This is a genomic window from Burkholderia sp. BE17 (assembly GCF_009362305.1).
In the GTDB taxonomy this organism is placed as follows: Bacteria; Pseudomonadota; Gammaproteobacteria; order Burkholderiales; family Burkholderiaceae; genus Burkholderia; species Burkholderia pyrrocinia_C.
Window position 1 is genome coordinate 1 of record NZ_WHNU01000013.1, and the last position, 20,251, is coordinate 20,251.

Here is a 20,251-nt window from a genome sequence, read left to right on the forward strand (position 1 = left end):
TGCGCCAGCGCTCCCACATTAGCGCTTTCTGGCTGTCTGTATAGTAGATCCGCCGTCTCTGTTTCATTGCAACACTCCTCGCTGCTATGCAGCCTCAAGTGTGTTGCATCGACGGGTTGAATCCGCAGACCAACTTGCGACGTTGGACGGGACGAGCGCCGCTTTTCGAACGGACCAATCACTCCGTCGTTTTTAAATGCCGCTTCAATGTGCGGGCATGGATGTTGAACGCCTTCGCAACCACCTGTGCCGGGTACTTCTCGAGAAGGAGCCGCGCCTCATCTCGCTGCCTTGGATTCAGGCCGACCGGGCGCCCGATGCTGCTACCGCGCTGACGCGCCGCAGCCATTCCCGCACTTGTTCGTTCGCTAATGAGCCCGCGCTCAAACTCGGCGAGGGCGGCCAACATATGAAAGGTAAAACGCCCTGTGGTTGAGCCAGTGTCAATGTGTTCGCTCAAAGAAACCAAACGGACGCTTTTCGCCTCAAGTTCCAGGACCATGTTTGCCAAATTCCGCAGCGAGCGCCCTAATCTGTCGAGCCGCCACACCATTAACGTTCCCCCGCCCGAAACAGCTTCAAGCGCCTGAGCCAAGCCTGGCCGATCGAACCGGGCTCCGGATATTCCTTTGTCGAAGAACACCGAATTGCATCCGCGCGCTTTCAACGCCGTCAACTGCATATCCAAGTGCTGCTCCTCGGTGGAAACGCGAGCATACCCTACCTTAATTTGATTGAATTCCATGATTCAATAAATTACGTGAAAAACCGGTTCTAGACTCAATCACGCTGCGACGCAGCGCCCCAGACTTCTCAAGAACAAACGATAACGAACAAAAAACAAATAAAATATGTACTGCTAATATTTTAAAGTCCATCCACGACCCTTGACACGTTCGTCAACCGCTCCCCATCCATTTTCTTGGCTCAAGTACGGCCCGCTCGACGTGCTCCCGAATGACCATTTCCACCACGCACGGATCACCGTCCTTGATCGCATTGACCAACGCCATATTGTCGTCGTGCGATACAGTCGAATCGACGGTTACGCTCGATCACAGCCCTCTTCAGCAACCAAACGCATACTCTATCGTGAAGCGGTTCTGAATAAACTTCTTGGGCGTGGCGGGCGAAGACTGCAACGCGACAAAAGTTGGCGATGCTCAGACCCTTCAGCTTGCCCGTGAAGTTATAGATCGCATACAACAGGTACTCCGACTGATTGAGGCTCGCGACTGTCGCGCTCGACTTCAGGTCCATGAACGAGTAGCGCGCACCGACAAACCAGTGACCCATCGGCGCACCGTTGAGATCGATCGCGTAGGTATTGCCTGCGCCCAGATCCTTCGCACTGTTGATGAATGGCTAAGCGAACAGCAGCCCCAAGGAGACGTTATGCGCGTACCGATTCCACCGTCTGCGTTGGTTCGCGCAGCCGCTCGGGCCAAGAGTTGTCGCGAGTCAGTAGGTGTTCCCCCGATTGATGGTCTGTGACGGTATCGGTCCGCGCGTATTCAAGCGCGTCTTAACGACGCGCTCAAAGCATTACATCTTTCCAATAACGCCCAGCGACGTAATCTTTTGCGACTTGACCTGATAGACGGAGACCGCAGCGTACTTCTGGTCCCCCTTAGTATCGAATTCGATTCTCCCCGTCACGCCCGTGTAGTCGATGGAGTGCAGCGCGTCGATGACCTTCCGCGGGTCCAGCGATCCGGCTTTCCGTACTGCCTCACCAATCACCATCACGCTGTCATATGTGTACGGACCGAAGTACTGCGGCGGCTGCTTGAAGCGCGCTTGATACTTTTGAACAAAATCCTTGGAACCCGGCAGTTGGTCGAGCGGCGCGCCAGTTTGCGTACAGTATTCTCCCTCTGCAGCAGAGGCCGCGACGCGAACCCAGTTCTCCGTGCAAATCCCGTCGCCGCCAACGAATCGGACGCGAGTCATGCCCAGCGCCTTCATTTGCTTCACGAAAGGCGACGCGACGGCATCGGTGCTTGCCAACACGATGGCGTCCGGTTGGCTTGACTTCAGCGAAGTGAGGATGGCCCGGAAGTCGACGGCTTTATCGTTCGTGAACTCCCGCGTTACCGCAATTCCAGACTCAGCTGCATCTTTCGCCACCTGGTCCCCCAGGCCCTGGCCATATGCAGTCCTGTCGTCCACCAGTCCTATGCGCTTGGCCCTCAATTGTCCGCTGATAAATTGAACCATTCCTCGCGCTTGCGCATTGTCGTCGGCCACGACACGAAAAGTGTTTTTGAGGTTCTGCGCAGTGAGCGTTGGATTTGATGCGCCGCTCGAGATGAACGGTAGCCCGGCCTGGCTGTATATGCGGGAGGCCGGAATCGCCACTCCCGAGTTGATGTGACCGACGACGGCGACGACGTGCTCATCAACCAGTCGTTGAGCGACGATGGTACCGACTCGCGGATCCGCCCCGTCGTCTGCCGCAACCAGTTCGAAGCGCACGCGCTTGCCGTTCACCATGATGTTCTTGGAATTGAGCGCGTCAATCGCCAACTCCCCACTGTTCTGCACGTCTTTACCCAGACTCGCCAGTTGGCCGGTGATTGGTCCCGCAACAGCAATCTTTGCTACCACGTCATCGGCGTAAGAGTCTGTCGACGCGAGTGCCAGTAGGGCCGCGATGCACGCACCAGCATGCTGAGTTTGAAGTTGACTGTGAGACATCGCTGTTGCTCCGAGAAATTCCGATCATTTCAGTGAACATCCGCGCGTGACTACGGATAGGAATCCTTAGTTATAAGATTGCGAGTACGTCGGCGTACCGCCGGCGAGTCCGGAAAACAGACGCGTGTTACTTCACGGACATCATAGCCGAGTCAAAAACAAAATTCTCATAAACGAGAAAAATGTTCGACGCGAGTCTAGCAGCTTAGAATCGGTCCGCGCGAAACGGTGTCAGGTCGACTGTGGGACGGATGCCCATGATCGACTCGGCAATCAACCGCCCGGTAATAGGTCCAAGCGTCAGACCATGGTGTGCGTGCCCAAACGCGAACCAGAGGCCTTTGTGACGCGGTGCAGGGCCCATGACAGGCATCATGTCCGGCGTGCACGGACGGCAGCCGAGCCACGGCTCCGCGTCGACTCGTTCGCCGAGCGGAAACACTCCGCGGGCGACAGGCTCCACGGCTTCCAGTTGCACAGGCGTCTTCGGCGCGTCTCGAAAACCGAGTTCTACGCCCGTCGTCAGTCGGATTCCTCGAGCCATGGGCGTGATCATATAGCCAATTTCGGCATCGAGGACCGGCTGATTTAGCGTAGCGCCGGGCTTGCTCGCGTAATGCATGTGGTAGCCGCGCTTCACTTCCAGTGGTAGTGAATAGCCAAGCCTTGCGGTCAGGTCGCCAGACCATGGCCCCATGGCAATGACCGCCGTCTCGGCCTCTGCTATTCCTGACTTGGTGTGCACGCGCCAGCTGCCTTCGAGAGTGGACGCGTCGCCGATAAGCACTGTGCCACCGAAACGCTCAAAAAGCCTCGCATACGCACCGACGAGGTCACCCGGGTCGCTCACTGAATCAGACGACGAGTAGCGTACTGCGGCGCGAAGGACCGAACTCAAAGACGGCTCGGTCTGATGCAGAGCGTCTCCTTCCAACACGTCAAACTCGACTCCGTACTCTTCTCTCCAGCGCAACGCCTCCGCGGCGGCGCCTTTGAAAGCCTTGCCAGTGCGGAAAGCCTTTATCCATCCGTTCTTTCTCAGTAGGGTCTGCGCCCCAGCCGCCTCAATAAGCTCGCGGTGTTCCGAAACGCAGTGCTCTATCAGCGTCGAATAGGCTCTCGCAATCTGTGCGTGACGGTCAGCCCGCGAGTTGCGCCAATACTTCACCAGGAACGGCGCCAGTTTTGGCATCGCCATCGGATGATAGCGGACATCCGTAGCACGATTGCCCGCGTAGTGCGCAAGGGACGCGAAGTCGCGAGGAAATGCGTACGGATACACGCCTTCACGCTGGATGAGTCCGGCGTTTCCAAGCGACGTTTCGTTGCCAGGCGCTTTGCGGTCGATGAGCGCCACTTTGAGGCCTCGGCGCTGCAGTTGCAAAGCGACTGATGTGCCGACGATACCGCCGCCGAGAACGATTGCGTCAAACTTCATCTCGTTGTTCCTTTCGTCACGCACCATGCGACGGGCTTGATGGGCTCGTCGGCCGGTCAAGCGAGCGCCGTAACGGCAATCTCAACGTCCAGACCGGGTTTCATGAGAATCGACGTGACGCATGCACGCGTTGGAGCGTGCCCTTCGGGCACCCACGCGTCCCAGACACTGTTGAACTCGTCAAAGTGCTTCGGGTCGCTCAGCCATACGTTGGTGGTCAGTAAGCGAGTCTTGTCGGTTCCGGCTGAGGCCAACAGCCTGTCGATGCGAGTTAGGATTTCGGTCGCCTGCACGTCGATCGCGGCGCCAGGCGTGTCGGGAACCTGCCCCGAAAGATAGATAACACCGTTTGCCACCACGGACTGGCTCATGCGAGCGTTGGTCTGCAAGCGTTCGATTTGTTTGCTCATGTTCACATCATTGATAGGCCGGATGCGCCGCTTCCGGACGAGTTAAGAATTGGAGGTGAAGTAACGATAGACTTCAGTGCCGGATTTGCTTTGTGTAGAAGCAAGAGGTTCGGGCGGGGACGGCGCAGCGTCGGCGAGCCAGCAAAGGCTTGCTCGAACGCATGTGAAATCGCCAACGTCTGGGAGTCGCCACGGAACGGGCCAACTATCTGCAAGCCGAACGGCATGCCCGCCCTATCCACGCCGCACGGCAAGGAGAGTGCTGGGTGAGTCGTGAGGGTAACGACATAGGTGAGCGCCAGCCATCGATAGTAGTTCCCCTGTTTTCTTCCTTCCACGGTAGACGCGTAGAGTTCCGTCCACGGGAATGGCGACACCGGCGTCGTGGGTGAAATGACAACGTCGTAACGGGAGAATGTCGACTGAAAACGCTGGAAGATTCGTTTCTGCTCGGATTGCGCCCACGCAGAATCCGCAAGCGACATCTTCGCGCCCATCTCGTAGTTTGCGCGAGTGTTTGGACCCAAGGCACTCGGGTCGCGTTCGTAAGCGGCATGCAGACCGGCAACGAAGCTTTCGGCGCGGACGACGTCGAAGCACCGATGCACATCGCCGAGGTTGAACTCGACTGGCTCGCACGTACGAACCATACCCTTTATGTTGGCGACTCGCGACCGGAACGCTTCTCGAATTATTTCGTCGACGTCGCAACAGCCGAAGTCTTCCGTGTAGCCGACGCGGAGTTTCGAGAGATCGATGTTGGCAATTCGACCCAGCCCGAGCGAATCGACTGAGTAGCTCAATGGGTCGCCGACCGACTCTCCTGCCGTTGCCGCGAGTTGCAAAGCGGCCTCGGCGACGGTTCGCCCCATCGGTCCTACAACTGAAATAGGGGCCCAGCCCAGTAGCCGGCGGGAATTTGGTACGAGTCCAGGTGACGGGCGGAACCCGACCACGCCACATTTCGCCGCCGGGATGCGTAGGGAACCACCGGTATCGGACCCTGTGCACACCGGCGACATGTCGCATGCGAGCGCAGCCGCCGAACCGCCTGAGCTTCCACCCGCGTTTAGCGCCGGGTTGAACGGGTTGCCCGTTGCGCCCCATACTGGGTTTCGCGTGTTTGCACCGGCACCGAGTTCCGGCACGTTTGTCTTCGCGAGCAAGATTGCCCCCTGTTTGCGCAACCGCTCGACCAGAACGACGTCGCGTGGCGGCACATTGCCCCGTGACATAGGCGAACCGTAGGTGGTAAGTAAGCCGGCCGTGTCTTCAAGGTCTTTAACAGCCATCGGCAGGCCGTGAAGGAGTCCCAGCTCCCTTCCATCCATGACCTGCTGTTCAGCGACCCTCGCCTCGCTTCTCGCGACGTCGAAGCAGGTCGCTGTAATTGCGTTCACGGCAGGATTGAGTGATTCGATGCGTGCGATACAGGCATCGATCAGATCGACCGGAGAAATCTGCTTGGCGCCAATCATTCTGCGGAGCTCTTCTGCAGATTTGACCACCAGTTCTTCTTGAGCAGACGTCATTGTTGTTCCTCGTTTCAGCGTTAATTGATGGCTTCGCCTGTTCGGTCACGCAGCCAGATGACGGGGACCAACGAGACCGCGCAAGCAGCTGCGACATACCACGCCGGAGCCAAGGCATTGCCGGTACGCTCGACAATCCAGCTTGCGACGAGCGGAGAAAATCCTCCAAAGAAGGAAGCACTCACCACGTACGTCAGTGCAATACCAGTCGCTCGAACTTCGCGCGGAAACAACTCCGGAATCATCACGAGAACGGGAACAATCTGGCCGGCGACGAAAACAGCGAGAAATGCGGAAACCATGCACAGGAGGAGTATTGAAGGATGTGCACTCAGGAGCGAGAACGCGGGATAGACTGATGCCAGGAGGATGACTCGCGCGGTAACGAGCACTCGCTTGCGCGTGAATCGGTCTGCCAGCTTCCCTGCTATGGGAGCGGCGAGGAAGAGCGTCAATGAGCTGACCACGCCCGAGATGACCGATGCCGCCGGCGACAGGTGCAACGTTCGGACTGCGTGATTCGGAAGAAAGAATGCCGTTATGTACACCGACACCGAGCCACCAAGTTCGGCGAACGTGCCCAAGATGGTCAGCTTAAGGTGGGTCGTGAGAGCCGCTTTCAGTGCACCGCCCTTCTTCCCGCCATGAGCCGGTGCATCGCTAAGCGTTTCTTCGAGGCGACGCCGAATCAGCATCCCAACCGGCGCAGCGAAGATGCCAAGGAGAAATGGAAGGCGCCATCCCCAGTCGTCCACGATCTCTTTAGAGAAGCAGACGTTCACGAGCGTGGCGACAACTGCACCGAGTGCAAGACCGAGCGCAGTCGCTGCGAAGTTCCAGCTTGCGAAGAATGCGCGCGTATTGTCCGTCGCATATTCGACAAGCAGGGTCGTACCTGGACCAAACTCCCCGCCTGCGGCGAAGCCTTGGATGAGACGCGCCGCAAGTACAATCAATGGCGCGAAGCCCCCCGCCACTGCATACGGCGGAGCAAAGGCAATAAGCGCGCAACTCAACGCCATCAACATGATGGTCAGCACCATGGCCTTTTTCCGCCCGGCGCGGTCAGCATAGGCACCGATGACGACGCCACCGAGCGGACGGACTACGAAGCCAACGCCGAAGATCCCGATTGAAAGAAGAAATTGATTGACCGGAGACGCGGAGGGGAAAAAAAGCTTGCCGATTTGGATTGCGAAGAAGCTGTAGATAGTGAAGTCGTAGTACTCAAGCGCTGTCCCTAGGGTCGTCGCAGCAACAACCTGAGTCTTTGATAGGTCAGCCTTTTCGAGTGCAAGCGATGCCACGATGCTGCTCCTTCGCGTGATGGACTGTGATGCGAGTTATCATATACGAGAAAAAAATAATTCTCGTATACGACAAAAACTCGATTCAACACACCTTATGCGACAGTCCAGAGCACGACGCGAACAAGCGAGCCCGCCGCCAGAGACCGACGGAACCTCACCTCACATCGACCACAAGACGGTCGGCGCGCGGTTGCGTCAGGCGCGCAAGTCGCGCGACTTGACATTGATGCAGTTGTCCGAGCTTTCGGCCATTGCTGTCTCGACGATTTCCAAAGCGGAGCGTGGCGACATCGCGCTCACCTACGATAAGTTTGTTGCGCTGACCCACGCGCTCAATGTCGACTTCGACACTATTTTTGGGCGTGCGCCCAGCCGAGCGCCCCGACCGATCGAGCCGACGCTCACGCGGTCCGGAAAGCAGTTGATTTACGACACGCCGAACTACGAGTACGGGATGATTGCCAACGACCTTGTGGGAAAGCGGATGGTGCCGATGCGGGCGCACATCCGCGCACGAGCGCTCGGCGACTTTCCCGACTTCATCCGCCACAGCGGTGAAGAGTTCGTCTTCCTGTTGCAAGGGAAACTGGAGCTTCATTTTGAGAATGGGTCTGTCTTCCGGCTGGAACGTGGCGACAGTTTGTACTTCGACAGTGCGCAGGGACATGTCTATATCAGCACCGGAGCAGAAGACGCTGAGGTTCTTGTGTGCTGCGTTGACACCGACGAACATCGACCGCACCAGACGCTTTGATTGGGATAACGTTCGCGCTGGATTGCTGTGACCGTGAGGCGATGAGTTGGGCAACCACGACGGCAGACCACAGCGGCGACATCGTGCGAGACGTGATGCTGGCTGCAGTGGAAAATCGGTTTGGCAACGAACTGCATACACCGTCCGAAATCGAGTGACTGAGCGACAACGGTTCGGGCTACACGGCCGACGACACGCGCCGATTCGCAGTGGCCATCGGCCTGAAGCCATTGACCACACCGGTGTGCAGCCCACAAAGTAATGGGATGGCCGAGAGCTGAAGACGATGAAACGCGACTACGTCGCCTTCATGCCGAAGCCGGACGCAGCTACTGCTGCACGCAACTTGGCCATCGCGTTCGAGCATTACAACGAGAAATCGGCGAGGATGGCGTGATCCGCGTCGTCTAAATCCGGCGGGGAGGTAAACAGTCGCGCTTCCTCCGTTGGCAGGGTTCCGGCAGACTGGCCTGCATGAACCCCGCGGACCTCGACGCACTCAACCCGGAACAGTTGCGCGCCCTTGCCGCGCAACTGATTGCCGAGGTCAAGGGGAAAGAGCGGGAAGCGAGTGAACGAGACCGGGAGCTACGCTTCCGGCAGACTCGTATCGATCAACTCACCTACGAGGTATCGATCCTCAAGCGCCGGCAGTTCAGCCGGCGCAGCGAACAGCTCAACAGCGAGCAGATGAACCTGCTCGACGAGGCGATCGATGGCGACTTGGTTGCCATCGCGATGGAGCTTGCTCTATAACCGTGTAGGTGGCCGTTCCGCGTTGCTCATTGCCGTAGCGGAGCGCGCGTTGGAAGAAAACCGCGAGTACATGGACGCGGCCTATGCGTCCGATGGCGATGTCGAGACGAAACTGCGTTGCGTGGCGGCTGCTTACGCGCGGTTCGCCAAGGAGCGCCCGCACCAGTTCCGTATCCTTGTCGAACCACCGAATGAGCCGGAGGCGCTCACGCGCATTGCTGCCCTGATCAGACAGCAAAACGCCAAATTGGCCGCATTGATCCGCCGAGGTATCGACGAAGGGTGGGTGGATGCAGACGTCGAGCCGGAACACGCGTCGACGGCACTGTGGGCAATGATGAATGGCGTTATCAGCCTGATGTGGCGCCCCGATAACCTTCGACTGGATGTCGATCACATCGACGATCTACTGGGTACCGCGTGGACCAGTACCTCCTTCATGGAGGAGATACATAGCAGCCAAGCTGCCTCACTCCAGGCCTTCGTTGTCCGCGCCTTTCGTTCCACCGCAGGGGCCAAGATAGTGCAGGTCATTTGCACGTCACCCGGGCGGGTCATAACACCAGACTGCTCCAGGACTCCAGCAAAGTGACGTCGCGGGTGCGAAATAGTGCTGCGGTGCCTATGGCCTACAGATATGAGTGGCAATCCGTAGAGAGCCAACTTTGCCGGGGGCTCGACTACCAGCGAATATTTGCGCCGTCATGCCCAAGCAACGCAGCTATACGGGCCAAGTCCCACTCATCTGCGTTGCCCATGCAATCCAAAGTAACTCGAGAAGCTCACGCCGGAACCGTCGACGCACTGATTTCTTTCATGTATGACTGCCGGTTCGGCGCCTTAGGCCTGACGGCCGCGACCGTTTCGCTCGCGCTCGAATACGTCTATCAACCCCACCCGCGCTTCTGGCGGGACTTCAATGTGGCATTCCTCGTCCGGGCGCTCACGCTGTGTGTTCCCGATTGGCGCGCCGCCATCAATAGAGCCGGTCATGTCTCAGGAGGCGCGAAAAGGCTGCTTGCAGACATCGAGGAATACGTGCGCGTCAACGCGTTCGACGAAGCGAATGCCGAAATGCTGAGGTCGTTGCCGGTCCACATGCGACCGACGGACGGAGCCACCGCGTTCGAATGGCTTTCCGCTCAGTTTGCGAGAAAAGGGATGGCGGAACAGCTCGAATTCGCGCGGCGAGATGGCGATGTCTGCGGCGACAGCGCGCTCGATATGTTGCACTGCCTCGAAGAAGCGGCAGTTGGTCGAAACGTTGAGCGGACGGGGATGCTCATTGCCCGCGTGTATCGCAACGCGGTCATGAAGGAGCATGCTGTGTGAGCGTCGTTCGGCTACGTGTGTGGCACACCGTGCTACGCGCCTACGCACTCAATGCGCAGCATCCGCGCGACTTGCCGCCGTGCCTGGCTCGCCCGCCCCCCCCCTGTGAAGATCGATGCATACATGTCGTCGCGCCCATTGAGCGGGGGTCTATTGAAATTCGTTTGGCAAACCGAGCGCCCCATTCACTATTGCGGAGCGGTACAAAGCGCTCTCCATATCACCTTCGTCGCTGCGCGAAGCGCTTCATGATCTGCCGCGGCGCTCCCCCTCACCGGCCGGATAAGCACAATCAACCCCGCCAAATGCGTATAGAGTAGGCGACCACGCAGCGAGCACTCTTGCGCGGAAATCAGAGGGTTGATCTTCACAACCAGGCTGGCGAAGGTTTTTTCGAACTGGCGATTGAACTGGGTCACCAGTTCCCTGGCAAATTCTTCCCGTTCGCCCATGCTCCATCCTTCGAGGCAAAACGGCGCGATGTGGGTACCGGGCTTCGTCAACTCATCGAAGGCAACATCGACGACGGCATCTAACCGCGCTTGCGGCGTGCGATCGTCGTCGTTGACCAAGCCTTCATACAGCGTCAGGTAGCGCGCTGCCACTTCCTCCATGGCCGCCCGCAACAAATCCTCACGGGCCGTGAAGTAGTGCTGCAAAGTCGCCATATGAATGCCGACCTCGCTCGCGACACGCCGCAGCGTGAACCCTACGTTGCCATACCGCGCAAGCACATCAATCGCCGCCTCCAGGATTTCCGGAATTCGCGTCGTCCTGTTACCGCGACGCTTAGGCTCGTCGGGTCCCGCTTGACTACCCGCGAAGGTGATCGCCACCTGCTTCATGTGTAAGGACCTCCGGTGGGTTCGTGTCGTGTACAAGTGTGGATCTCTTGCCGGGGCAGGGCCCGCGATATGACGTGTCGGGGCACTGTCATGCAGCAAAGTGTACGTGCCATGACTGGTAATTACCAGTCCACCGACTGACATATTACGCACACGACCCCACGAGACCGCGCTTACATATGGCAAATCGGGTGTTTACCGGATTCGCGTTTGCTTGAAATACCAGTCACGTGACTGTATAAATAAGTCACGTGACTGGTTCTGAGATTTGACCACGATCAAATGGGAACGGAGGCTCGACGTCTCAAACGTCGTCTCCCTCCGGCCTTCGGCAACCCGCACGCCGGCCTACCGACGTAGTTCGAGAACGTTGCCGCAGACGATGTGCGGTGTGGGTACAGGTTTCGACCTGTAGCGATGGGCTTAGGAGTTTGCAATGAACGGCGGCGAAAAATCCTTGCGCAGGCTGGTCGATAAGTGGTTTGCGCCCACCCCGGCAATGCCGGTTCGGATTAAGCGAGTGCGATTCAGCCGCACGCCTACGAACGACGCGCGCTGCATTTGTGTCGAGTCGGCGCGCCCGGCAGGGCCGTTGGCAATCTTCTTCTTCCAGCACGGCGACGGCTGGTGGTATGTATTTCCCCCAGCCACAGAACGACCTGCCATGCGCGCCGCGTGATATTGCGGGCCAGTCGAAACGCTTCGATTTTTGCCGGTAGCATCTGTCGCGGCTATGTCGTCATACACATCACCGTCGACGGAAGCGTCCGAACCCTCGACTTGTGGTAAATCGCACTCACGACGGTGTCCAGCGTTCTACGAGACCTCGTGTGCGAAAGACTTTCTCCAGGGAGCCAATTCGGCATGCCGCGTAGATGCCGGTATGAAATCGAGCTTGAATACGCCCACCAATCTGAGAACTTGCCTGCCTGATCGTGCAGAGATTCGGCAGCCGCAGCGGCCTGTTCAAACTAGCGCCGCGTTCTGCTGGGTTGCCTGAACCATTTGCTCCATCGCCTGGTTGACCTGCTCGATCCCGGCGCTCTGTGCCTGGCTCGCGTCTGTGACCTCACCCATGATGCGCTTCACCCACTCCACGCTCAGCACGATTTCATCCATCTTCATGCCGGCCTGCGCCACCAGATCGCTGCCAATTCGCACCTGTTCCACCGAATTGCCAAAATGGAGCGGCAGTGATCGGCCGTGACGTCGAGGCACGGCCGACCAGCTGCAAGATCATTGTTTCTACGGGAAAATCGCGCGGATCACAGAGAGGCCTTCAACAGACGGCCCATTTCCGACGGGTTGCGCGTGACGGTGATGCCGCACGCTTCCATGATTTCCAGCTTCGCTTCGGCCGTATCCGCACCGCCCGAGATCAGCGCGCCGGCGTGGCCCATGCGCTTGCCCGGGGGCGCCGTGACGCCAGCGATGAAGCCGACCACCGGCTTCTTCATGTTGTCCTTGATCCACTCGGCGGCGTTGGCTTCGTCCGGACCGCCGATTTCGCCGATCATCACGACCGCATCCGTATCCGGATCGTCGTTGAACATCTTCATCACGTCGATGTGCTTCAGACCGTTGATCGGGTCGCCGCCGATACCGACTGCCGACGACTGGCCAAGGCCGAGTGCCGTCAGCTGCGCAACGGCTTCATACGTCAGCGTGCCCGAACGCGACACGACGCCGATGCGGCCCTTGCGGTGGATGTGACCCGGCATGATGCCGATCTTCAGTTCGTCCGGCGTGATCGTGCCCGGGCAGTTCGGCCCGAGCAGCAGCGTCTTGCGGCCTTCGCGACGCATGCGGTCCTTCACTTCGATCATGTCACGCACGGGGATGCCTTCCGTGATGCAGATCGCGAGATCCAGATCGGCTTCGACCGCTTCCCAGATCGCAGCGGCAGCGCCTGCCGGCGGCACGTAGATGACCGACACGGTCGCGCCGGTTTCCGCCTTCGCTTCCTTGACGCTCGCGTAGATCGGAATGCCTTCGAAATCTTCGCCGGCCTTCTTCGGGTTCACGCCCGCGACGAATGCTTCGCGGCCGTTTGCGTATTCACGGCAGGCGCGCGTATGGAACTGACCGGTTTTGCCGGTAATGCCCTGCGTGATGACCTTCGTGTCCTTGTTGATCAGAATCGACATGTATTTTGACCTCTGTTCGATGGGCGTCGCGTGCAAACCGCGCCGCCATACGTGTTCATTAGCGCGTGCTTACTTGCCTGCGGCAGCCGCGACGACCTTCTGCGCAGCCTCTTCCATGCTGTCGGCCGAGATGATCGGCAGGCCCGAATCGGCCAGCATCTTCTTGCCGACGTCCTCGTTCGTGCCCTTCATGCGCACGACCAGCGGCACGTTCAGGTTCACGGCCTTCGAACCGGCGATCACGCCTTCCGCGATCACGTCGCAGCGCATGATGCCGCCGAAGATGTTCACGAGGATCGCCTTCAGGTCCGGGTTCTTCAGCATCAGCTTGAATGCTTCTGTGACCTTCTCGGTCGTCGCACCGCCGCCGACGTCCAGGAAGTTCGCCGGTTCGCCGCCGAACAGCTTGATGGTGTCCATCGTCGCCATCGCGAGGCCTGCGCCGTTCACGAGGCAGCCGATGTTGCCGTCGAGCGAGATGTACGCGAGATCGAACTTCGACGCTTCGATTTCAGCCGGATCTTCTTCGTCCAGATCGCGGTACGCAACGATTTCCGGGTGACGGAACAGCGCGTTCGAGTCGAAGTTGAACTTCGCGTCGAGTGCGGTGACCTTGCCGTCGCCGGAGACGTTCAGCGGGTTGATTTCAGCCAGCGATGCGTCGGTTTCCCAGAATGCCTTGTACAGGCCCTGCAGGATCGCGCGCGCTTGCGGAATCGATGCGGCCGGCACGCCGATCTTCGCGGCGAGGTCGTCGGCCTGCGCGTCCAGCAGGCCCGTCGACGGCTCGACGATGACCTTGTGGATCAGTTCCGGGTGCTTTTCGGCGACTTCTTCGATGTCCATGCCGCCTTCGCTCGAGCCCATCAGCACGATCTTCTGCGAGATGCGGTCGACGACGAGGCTGACATACAGTTCCTGCTTGATGTCGGCGCCTTCCTCGATCATCAGGCGGTTGACCTTCTGGCCTTCCGGGCCGGTCTGGTGCGTGACGAGCTGCATGCCGAGGATCTGGTTCGCGTATTCGCGCACCTGCTCGATCGACTTCGCCACCTTCACGCCGCCGCCCTTGCCACGGCCACCCGCGTGAATCTGAGCCTTCACGACCCAAACCGGGCCGCCGAGCTCTTCCGCGACCTTGACGGCCTCGTCCACCGAGAACGCCGGCTTGCCGCGCGGTACCGCGACGCCGAATTTCCGCAGGATTTCCTTACCCTGGTACTCGTGAATCTTCATGCGTGATTCCCTTCAGTCTGAGAGTTGAATTGAATTTACTAAACTTATAAATTAATGTCGAAAAGAGCAGTCTCACTGCGAAAATCCACCTGTTACTTGGTGCCATTGCCCTCGCTGCGAGCGACCTGGTACTCAACGCTCGGGCGATCAGCATAGGTTCGCCACTTGGCTCCGCCGACCGAGGAAACGTCACGAAATCAATCTTGACGGCAGATATCTCACGCGAAACAATCTTCCGATCACTACTTGTCCTGCATAACCCTTTTCGGGGCCGAACGAGCCGGATTCTGACCGCACGATTTCGCATACTGTCGCGCAGACGGGGAACTGGAGTCAGCAGGCACCACAAGATCTTGCGACGTCCAGCCGAATTAGCGATAGGAACGGCATCGTGTTACGTCTTCTGTATCCCGACCTTGCCAGCGCCCCCGGGGTGGCCTTTCGTCAGGCCGTCCTAGCCCCCGCAGTTCGGCCTCCTCTTTTGCCGCCCTTATCGCATCATAGAAAGTCAGCTCCGAGGCAACACGAGTCCGATCGACACTAACGACCCAACTATCGAACATGTAACGCCACCGGATACGACGTTCTTCAAGAAGGGCGGAAAACCAACGCCAAATCGATGCATCTTCAGCATTAGCAGCTGCTGCAGCATTAATGCGAGTCCGTTGCATTACGTCCATGTCGCTCCTCAAATTGCAGCATGCAGTCAGTGAAGTCGCATGGGACCGGACTCAATTGAGAGCCTCGTACACCTCTGGCTCGAGCATGAACAAGTCGCCGACAAGGTTGCAGTCGACGGCGCTGAGGATCGCCGCACGTCGAAATCAGGGGCTCGCCGCATGGCGGCCTCTTGCGATCGAGTATCAGTGTTGCGTTTATTCATCACGTTATTGAAGCTTCGAGAAATCGGGACGGCGCTTTTCCTTAAACGCGGCCAAGGCTTCACTGCACTCGTTCCCTGTCAATTGCTTGTCGCCAGACATCGGAGAAACCGCGCACCGCGGCTCTTGCCGATGCCGTCACGAATTGCTTCAGCCGAGAATTCGCTCAGGTCGCTTCCGGCCGAGAACGTGTCGCCATCAGATTGGATGGGGACGGCGTTCACGCGCCCGTAAGCGACAGCTGGTTCGAGCGCGTCCGCAAGCACGCTGTACATCGCTCCGGTCAACGCATTCTTCTTCTCCGGCCTCGATATCGTGAGGATCAGCCCCCGCCCGTCAACTTGTACCTTTATGTCGTCCACGGTGAAATCTCCTGTTTCGCTATACCCATTCGGACTCGATCCGCTTCTCAAAATCGATAAGAAATCCCAACAAAGCCGATGATGGGATTGGCCGTGATTCGCGACGTGTTGCTCAAAACAGTGGTTCCGTTGGCGCTGACTGCATCGAATTTTCCGGTCGTCTTTAGCGGGATGTAGGTGATCGATCCCAGAACGGACCATCTACCGGTAAGGCGATACGTCACGCCTGCCGTGAAGGCTGGGTTCCACGATGAGCTCGCCGATGCATCGACCCTTCCACCCGGTCCGGCAAACTGACTGAGCGCCCCGCTGAATGCGGGATGAACCTGGACGGAGCTGAACCACGTGTAATTCACGCCGACACCCAAGAACGGGCGCCATACACTGTCCTTTTTTCCAAAGTAATACTTCACAAATAACGTGGGCGCCCACACCCGAGTCGTCACCAACGGCTTCAGATCACCCACAGGCATTGCCGGCCCCTGAGGCCCAAGGGGGGTAGCGACGCCCTGGGAGAAAACATTCAGCTTCGGCGGAATCCCCACTGTTCCTTCGAGCGCAATATGCTCGGTTGCGAAGTAAGTTACGAGAAGCTCTCCCGTGAAGGCGTTATGAATTTCGGCGCCTGTTCCACGAGAAGTGAAAGTGCCAAACTGGGAACTGCTTTTCAGTTCTTGAGCGCTCGATTGCCTCATGTCGATCCAGGTGGCGCCACCGGTTACTACAACGCTTCCCGCCTCCTGTGCGTACGCCGTACCCGCGAGACCGCACATCGAAATCGCCAGCGCGATCGAATTCAGTTGCTTCCTCATACTTCGTCTCCTCCGTTTTACGGCGACCTCAGTTCCGAAAGGTGCCGACCGGGCTCTCAATGGCCATTATTCGTCGGCATTCATTTAGTATCACTAATTACATCACGTACTTCTCCGACTATTTTTGTCGACCGAAACTATCTCGCTCGACCGATCCGCAGCTATCCGCGGACCACCGAGTTCCCTACGACTGCCGAGCGTGAAGAAGGTCGAGCGCCACGTCGACGATCATGTCCTCCTGACCGCCAACCATGCGGCGTCGCCCCAATTCGACAAGGATGTCGACGGTCTTCAATCCGTATTTCCGAGCGGCGCTTTCGGAGTGGCGAAGGAAGCTCGCATTGTTCGCGTAGTGTGTCGATTAGTACTGCTGGCAGGCGTTCTGTGATACGCCCAAGCACCTCCGGAATTTCCTTGTTCAGCTTCTCCCGGCCTTTGCTCATCACCTCCCTGCATGGTTCGTCATGACCTTTTGCACGCCCCGATGTAATGCAGTCGTGACGCGGTGCGCCGATGATCTGTCCGGACGCCAGTGGCCGGGTTCATGAGAAGCGGACAGTCCGGAGACGCATTGCGAGACATCGCGAGTTGAACGATCTCCGTGCGCGCCAACGCCACGCACGGAGATTGACGAACGCGTAACGCGACCGCCGGAACGCACGGTCAGAACATGTGCATTGTCCCGATGGTGGCGCCCGTTGTCGTTCCGGCCGGCGCAAAAAGCGATGTCGGCACAGCACCAGGCGTCAAGCCAAGGTTTGCTTTCCCATGGTTGTTGACAACACCGACCTGCGCGTACAGACCCGTACGCTTCGACAGAAAATATGTCGCGCCCATGGCACCCATCAACGAGTGGACTCGATGTGTCATTGCGATCGCTGACGTACCAGATACCTGCATTGAGATCGAGCTGTGGCAAAGCGAAATAGTCGACGCCACCGCCGTCGACGTTGTTGGTCGGCCCACCATCGATTTTGAAGCTCGCGAACGAAGCCTTGGCAGTGACAGGACCAAACTTGTACGCGGCGCCGATCTCGCGCCCCACAAACGGCACATTGCTGGCCGGAACGGTGACGATGGATCCACCCGCGTTGGTATCGAAGAACGCCGCATCAAGAGTCAGACCACCCCACTCGTATTTCAGACGCACAGAATATTGGCGCGCCGACTGGAAGACCTCGCCGAAGTTCCCTTTCAGGCCAACATACGCCTCGCGACCAAGCAGATTGCCATTCCCGTTGCTCAACCCGCCATTGCTCGGCCCTATACCGCTCTCGAGCTTGAAGATGGCCTGAAGCCCCCCGCCAAGATCCTCCGTTCCCATCAAGCCGAATATCCATGGCGCAACACCACCATTCTGAAGGCCCACAAACTTGCCGCCATCGCCTCCCGTCGTCATGTTCAGCGTCTTGCTCAGATAGAGCGCACCCGTGTCCGCAATGCCATACAGCGTAACGCCGCCCTGCGCATGGGCCGATACCGCCAAAAAAAGGCTCGGCGCTACTGCGGTCGCCTTCCCGACTACGCACCTCCGATACATGCCTGTCTCCTTGATATTTTGTTGCGCATTTATCCAGAGTTCGCTGGAGCACGCCAAGCTGCCCGACAACACAGGCGTGGAACAGGTCAAAGATCGAGCACCAGCCGTGGCGACTTGGAGCGGGAGCAGCAAGGCGTCAACTGGTCATTGGCCGCCTGCTCATCCGGCGTCAGGAAGAGGTCACGATGATCAGGAACACCATCGAGCACCCGGGTGACACAGGTGCCGCAGACACCCTGCTCGCACGACGTTGCCACCTCCACGCCCGCCGTAGCGAGCGCGTGAACAATGGTCTGGCCCACAGCGACGCGAACCACCTTGCCGCTGCTCGCCAGCACCACGTCGAATGCCGCGTCGGCTTCGGTCCGGGACACCGCCACGGCAGAGAAGTACTCCCGGTGCAGCCGATCCTCCGACCAGCCGCACTGGGTGGCCGTGTCCAAGACCCACTGGATAAAGCCGCCCGGCCCGCAAACGTAGAGATGGGCATCGCCCGGCGCCTGCTGTAGCACCTGTGCCGGGTCGAAGCGCTGGTCGGCCGGGCCATCGTCACGGTGGATATGCACGCTGCCGGCGAAGCGTGATTCCATGAGCAGCTCCCGGAAGGCCGTTCGCGCTTCGTTGCGCGTGCAATAGTGGAGCTCGAAGCCGCGCCTGGTGCTGGCGAGCTCTTGGACCATAGCCAGCAGTGGCGTGATGCCGATGCCTCCGGCCACGAGGATGCTGCTGCCGGTACCGGACGCCAGGGGAAAGTGATTGCGCGGCGCTCCAACCGTGAGGACGTCGCCTTCCTGCACGGCCTCGTGCATCGCCGTCGAGCCACCGCGCCCTTCTGCTTCGCGCAACACGGCGATGCGGTAGAGGTCGGGCGTTGCGCTGTCGTTGCACAGCGAGTATTGGCGGATGATGCCCCCGGGCAGGTGCACGTCGATGTGCGCACCCGGCGTGAAAGGCGGCAGGGACTCTCCCGGCAACGGCACTAGATCGAAACCGCAAATCGCCTCGGCCAGCATGGATTTGTGTGCCACGCGCACCTTCAGAAGCCGCGTCATGCGGCACCCCCACCCAGCGGCTCCGCAGCGGATTGCTGTTCGGCCTTGAGCATCGCTGCCAGCACGCGCCGCACGCGCACGGCGGCCGCATCGGAGGGCAGGAGGATGGGCTTCATGGACCAGAAGTCACGGTCGCCGATGGCGGCCTGCTGCGCCTCGAGCATCGGCAGGTCCTCGTTCTCGAAGGGCTCGCGCAGGTATTGGACATCGGATTCGGCCCGGCGCCGGCCTTCCTCGCCCATGCGCCGCGGATAGCTTGTGGCGAACCAGTAATGCGTGGTGCTCGCCGTCTCAGGCGTGAAGAGATGGATGAAGGGCACCTGCTTGCCCACGGCGCGCGGATCAGGGGATCCCGCAGGCGCGACGCCGACCCAGAGTTCCATCACGGCCGGTGCGTTCCATCGCGTATCGAGCCAACGGTCCACCGGCTGGTCTTCGGGGATGCCGTAACGCCGGGCCAGCGATGGCGTCACGATCTCGTTGCGCGTCAGCCGCCGCGAGAACACCGTATTGCCCTCCTGCTGCACATCGGTCTGCCCCTGCTTGACGGCGTCGCTGCCGAGCGTGCCCGGGTGCAGGAACTCGATGTGGCTCAGGTCGAGGATGTTGTCCGTTTCAAGCTGGTATTCGGCGCGCGCCAGCAGGTAGTCCTTGCCGACCCACCGGGTCTCAGGATCCATGCTTCGGAATTCAGGGATCAGTGCCGGATCGGCCTGCCCCGGCTCGCCCATCCAGATCCAGAGCACGCTCCATCGCTCCACCACCGGGTAGCCGCGCACCCGAGCGGCCTTGGGGATTGCGCCGTCCCCGTGCGGGTTGCGGCTGCACGAGCCATCGCCCCTGAACTCCAGCCCGTGGTATGGGCAGCGCAGGCACCCGTCGACGACCGTGCCACGGCTCAGCGGCGCGAAACGATGCGGGCACTGGTCGAACAGCGCTTGGGGCTCACCGGTGTCATTGCGAAACAGCACGAGCCGCTCACCCAGGATGGTGCGGGCTAGCGGACGGTTGGCGGGGACCTCGTGGCCCCACGCGGCGACATACCAGACGTTGCGAAGGAAGGTGTTCATGACAAAGAAGCCACCTAAGTGGCAAGGGGGTGGGAAGAATGACCTCGGCCGGTAGCTTGGCGGCATGGAGGCTG

Annotated in this window: 19 protein-coding genes and 5 pseudogenes; 6 read left to right on the top strand and 18 right to left on the bottom strand. The window is 59.3% G+C overall.

Annotated elements, in window-relative coordinates:
* Positions 1-178 precede the first annotated feature (178 nt).
* From GD429_RS13115 to GD429_RS13145, 7 genes are all read right to left on the bottom strand, one after another.
* Positions 179-745: a recombinase family protein gene (locus GD429_RS13115; protein WP_152857322.1), complete on the bottom strand. Its 567-nt coding sequence runs from the start codon at positions 743-745 to the stop codon at positions 179-181.
* Between the two features lie 236 nt (positions 746-981).
* Entirely contained in the window at positions 982-1,296 is a 315-nt protein-coding gene (locus tag GD429_RS13120) for a hypothetical protein (RefSeq protein WP_227791631.1), read from the bottom strand.
* 249 nt (positions 1,297-1,545) lie between these two features.
* Positions 1,546-2,700, bottom strand: a complete 1,155-nt coding sequence (locus tag GD429_RS13125; protein WP_152857323.1) for a branched-chain amino acid ABC transporter substrate-binding protein — start codon at positions 2,698-2,700, stop codon at positions 1,546-1,548.
* Positions 2,701-2,905: 205 nt separating this feature from the next.
* Entirely contained in the window at positions 2,906-4,138 is a 1,233-nt protein-coding gene (locus tag GD429_RS13130; protein ID WP_152857433.1) for an NAD(P)/FAD-dependent oxidoreductase, read from the bottom strand.
* Between the two features lie 56 nt (positions 4,139-4,194).
* Entirely contained in the window at positions 4,195-4,548 is a 354-nt protein-coding gene (locus GD429_RS13135) for a RidA family protein (RefSeq protein ID WP_152857324.1), read from the bottom strand.
* Between the two features lie 2 nt (positions 4,549-4,550).
* The gene (locus GD429_RS13140; protein WP_152857325.1) at positions 4,551-6,080 is read right to left on the bottom strand and encodes an amidase; all 1,530 of its coding nucleotides are present in this window, start codon (positions 6,078-6,080) and stop codon (positions 4,551-4,553) included.
* Between the two features lie 20 nt (positions 6,081-6,100).
* Positions 6,101-7,387, bottom strand: a complete 1,287-nt coding sequence (locus tag GD429_RS13145) for an MFS transporter (protein WP_321574581.1) — start codon at positions 7,385-7,387, stop codon at positions 6,101-6,103.
* 97 nt (positions 7,388-7,484) lie between these two features.
* On the opposite strand from GD429_RS13145, the gene GD429_RS13150 reads away from it, so the two are divergent.
* The 5 genes and pseudogenes from GD429_RS13150 to GD429_RS13170 all read left to right on the top strand — a co-directional run bounded on the left by GD429_RS13150 (position 7,485) and on the right by GD429_RS13170 (position 10,232).
* A complete protein-coding gene (locus GD429_RS13150) occupies positions 7,485-8,144 on the top strand; it encodes a helix-turn-helix domain-containing protein (RefSeq protein WP_152857434.1) in 660 nt (219 codons plus the stop codon).
* Between the two features lie 5 nt (positions 8,145-8,149).
* Positions 8,150-8,541 (top strand): annotated as a pseudogene (locus GD429_RS13155) (DDE-type integrase/transposase/recombinase); the annotation flags it as partial.
* A gap of 77 nt (positions 8,542-8,618) precedes the next feature.
* Positions 8,619-8,891: pseudogene (locus GD429_RS13160) on the top strand (transposase domain-containing protein); the annotation flags it as partial.
* A gap of 58 nt (positions 8,892-8,949) precedes the next feature.
* A complete protein-coding gene (locus GD429_RS13165; protein ID WP_227791632.1) occupies positions 8,950-9,492 on the top strand; it encodes a WHG domain-containing protein in 543 nt (180 codons plus the stop codon).
* A gap of 164 nt (positions 9,493-9,656) precedes the next feature.
* On the top strand, positions 9,657-10,232 hold the full coding sequence (locus tag GD429_RS13170; RefSeq protein ID WP_152857326.1) for a hypothetical protein: 576 nt from the start codon (positions 9,657-9,659) through the stop codon (positions 10,230-10,232).
* Positions 10,233-10,420: 188 nt separating this feature from the next.
* On the opposite strand, the gene GD429_RS13175 is transcribed toward GD429_RS13170, so the two are convergent.
* Positions 10,421-11,077, bottom strand: coding sequence for a TetR/AcrR family transcriptional regulator (locus GD429_RS13175; RefSeq protein ID WP_152857327.1), 657 nt, complete (start codon positions 11,075-11,077; stop codon positions 10,421-10,423).
* Positions 11,078-11,513: 436 nt separating this feature from the next.
* Here GD429_RS13175 and GD429_RS13180 point away from each other — a divergent pair, with 436 nt between their 5' ends.
* Positions 11,514-11,756: a hypothetical protein gene (locus GD429_RS13180; RefSeq protein ID WP_080400416.1), complete on the top strand. Its 243-nt coding sequence runs from the start codon at positions 11,514-11,516 to the stop codon at positions 11,754-11,756.
* A gap of 287 nt (positions 11,757-12,043) precedes the next feature.
* Here the strand turns inward: GD429_RS13180 and GD429_RS42020 are convergent, their stop codons facing one another.
* The 10 genes and pseudogenes from GD429_RS42020 to GD429_RS13235 form a co-directional block, all read right to left on the bottom strand.
* Positions 12,044-12,247 carry a methyl-accepting chemotaxis protein gene (locus GD429_RS42020; protein ID WP_415748935.1) on the bottom strand — a complete coding sequence of 68 codons (204 nt, stop codon included), beginning with the start codon at positions 12,245-12,247 and terminating at the stop codon, positions 12,044-12,046.
* A gap of 95 nt (positions 12,248-12,342) precedes the next feature.
* Positions 12,343-13,224, bottom strand: a complete 882-nt coding sequence (sucD, locus tag GD429_RS13190; RefSeq protein ID WP_046544111.1) for a succinate--CoA ligase subunit alpha — start codon at positions 13,222-13,224, stop codon at positions 12,343-12,345.
* 69 nt (positions 13,225-13,293) lie between these two features.
* A complete protein-coding gene (gene sucC / locus GD429_RS13195; protein WP_152857328.1) occupies positions 13,294-14,460 on the bottom strand; it encodes an ADP-forming succinate--CoA ligase subunit beta in 1,167 nt (388 codons plus the stop codon).
* Positions 14,461-15,421: 961 nt separating this feature from the next.
* Positions 15,422-15,703, bottom strand: coding sequence for an enoyl-CoA hydratase/isomerase family protein (locus tag GD429_RS13205; RefSeq protein WP_321574584.1), 282 nt, complete (start codon positions 15,701-15,703; stop codon positions 15,422-15,424).
* 47 nt (positions 15,704-15,750) lie between these two features.
* On the bottom strand, positions 15,751-16,515 hold the full coding sequence (locus tag GD429_RS13210) for an OmpW/AlkL family protein (RefSeq protein WP_152857329.1): 765 nt from the start codon (positions 16,513-16,515) through the stop codon (positions 15,751-15,753).
* Positions 16,516-16,699: 184 nt separating this feature from the next.
* Positions 16,700-16,855 (bottom strand): annotated as a pseudogene (locus tag GD429_RS13215) (4-hydroxy-2-oxovalerate aldolase); the annotation flags it as partial.
* A gap of 1 nt (position 16,856) precedes the next feature.
* Positions 16,857-16,964, bottom strand: a pseudogene (locus GD429_RS41040) (IS110 family transposase); the annotation flags it as partial.
* A gap of 214 nt (positions 16,965-17,178) precedes the next feature.
* Positions 17,179-18,055: pseudogene (locus GD429_RS42025) on the bottom strand (porin).
* A gap of 86 nt (positions 18,056-18,141) precedes the next feature.
* Positions 18,142-19,107, bottom strand: a complete 966-nt coding sequence (locus GD429_RS13230; protein WP_152857330.1) for a PDR/VanB family oxidoreductase — start codon at positions 19,105-19,107, stop codon at positions 18,142-18,144.
* On the bottom strand, positions 19,104-20,177 hold the full coding sequence (locus GD429_RS13235; protein ID WP_152857331.1) for an aromatic ring-hydroxylating dioxygenase subunit alpha: 1,074 nt from the start codon (positions 20,175-20,177) through the stop codon (positions 19,104-19,106). The genes GD429_RS13230 and GD429_RS13235 overlap by 4 nt, the downstream gene beginning before the upstream one ends.
* Positions 20,178-20,251 lie beyond the last annotated feature (74 nt).

Coding starts and splice junctions, on each gene's coding strand:
- GD429_RS13130 (WP_152857433.1), bottom strand. CDS start 4,138: ATGAAGTTTGACGCAATCGTTCTCGGCGGCGGTATCGTCGGCACATCA.
- GD429_RS13135 (WP_152857324.1), bottom strand. CDS start 4,548: ATGAGCAAACAAATCGAACGCTTGCAGACCAACGCTCGCATGAGCCAG.
- GD429_RS13150 (WP_152857434.1), top strand. CDS start 7,485: ATGCGACAGTCCAGAGCACGACGCGAACAAGCGAGCCCGCCGCCAGAG.
- sucD (WP_046544111.1), bottom strand. CDS start 13,224: ATGTCGATTCTGATCAACAAGGACACGAAGGTCATCACGCAGGGCATT.
- GD429_RS13180 (WP_080400416.1), top strand. CDS start 11,514: ATGAACGGCGGCGAAAAATCCTTGCGCAGGCTGGTCGATAAGTGGTTT.
- GD429_RS13230 (WP_152857330.1), bottom strand. CDS start 19,107: ATGACGCGGCTTCTGAAGGTGCGCGTGGCACACAAATCCATGCTGGCC.
- sucC (WP_152857328.1), bottom strand. CDS start 14,460: ATGAAGATTCACGAGTACCAGGGTAAGGAAATCCTGCGGAAATTCGGC.
- GD429_RS13175 (WP_152857327.1), bottom strand. CDS start 11,077: ATGAAGCAGGTGGCGATCACCTTCGCGGGTAGTCAAGCGGGACCCGAC.
- GD429_RS13235 (WP_152857331.1), bottom strand. CDS start 20,177: ATGAACACCTTCCTTCGCAACGTCTGGTATGTCGCCGCGTGGGGCCAC.
- GD429_RS13140 (WP_152857325.1), bottom strand. CDS start 6,080: ATGACGTCTGCTCAAGAAGAACTGGTGGTCAAATCTGCAGAAGAGCTC.
- GD429_RS13120 (WP_227791631.1), bottom strand. CDS start 1,296: ATGGGTCACTGGTTTGTCGGTGCGCGCTACTCGTTCATGGACCTGAAG.
- GD429_RS13210 (WP_152857329.1), bottom strand. CDS start 16,515: ATGAGGAAGCAACTGAATTCGATCGCGCTGGCGATTTCGATGTGCGGT.
- GD429_RS13125 (WP_152857323.1), bottom strand. CDS start 2,700: ATGTCTCACAGTCAACTTCAAACTCAGCATGCTGGTGCGTGCATCGCG.
- GD429_RS13115 (WP_152857322.1), bottom strand. CDS start 745: ATGGAATTCAATCAAATTAAGGTAGGGTATGCTCGCGTTTCCACCGAG.
- GD429_RS13170 (WP_152857326.1), top strand. CDS start 9,657: ATGCAATCCAAAGTAACTCGAGAAGCTCACGCCGGAACCGTCGACGCA.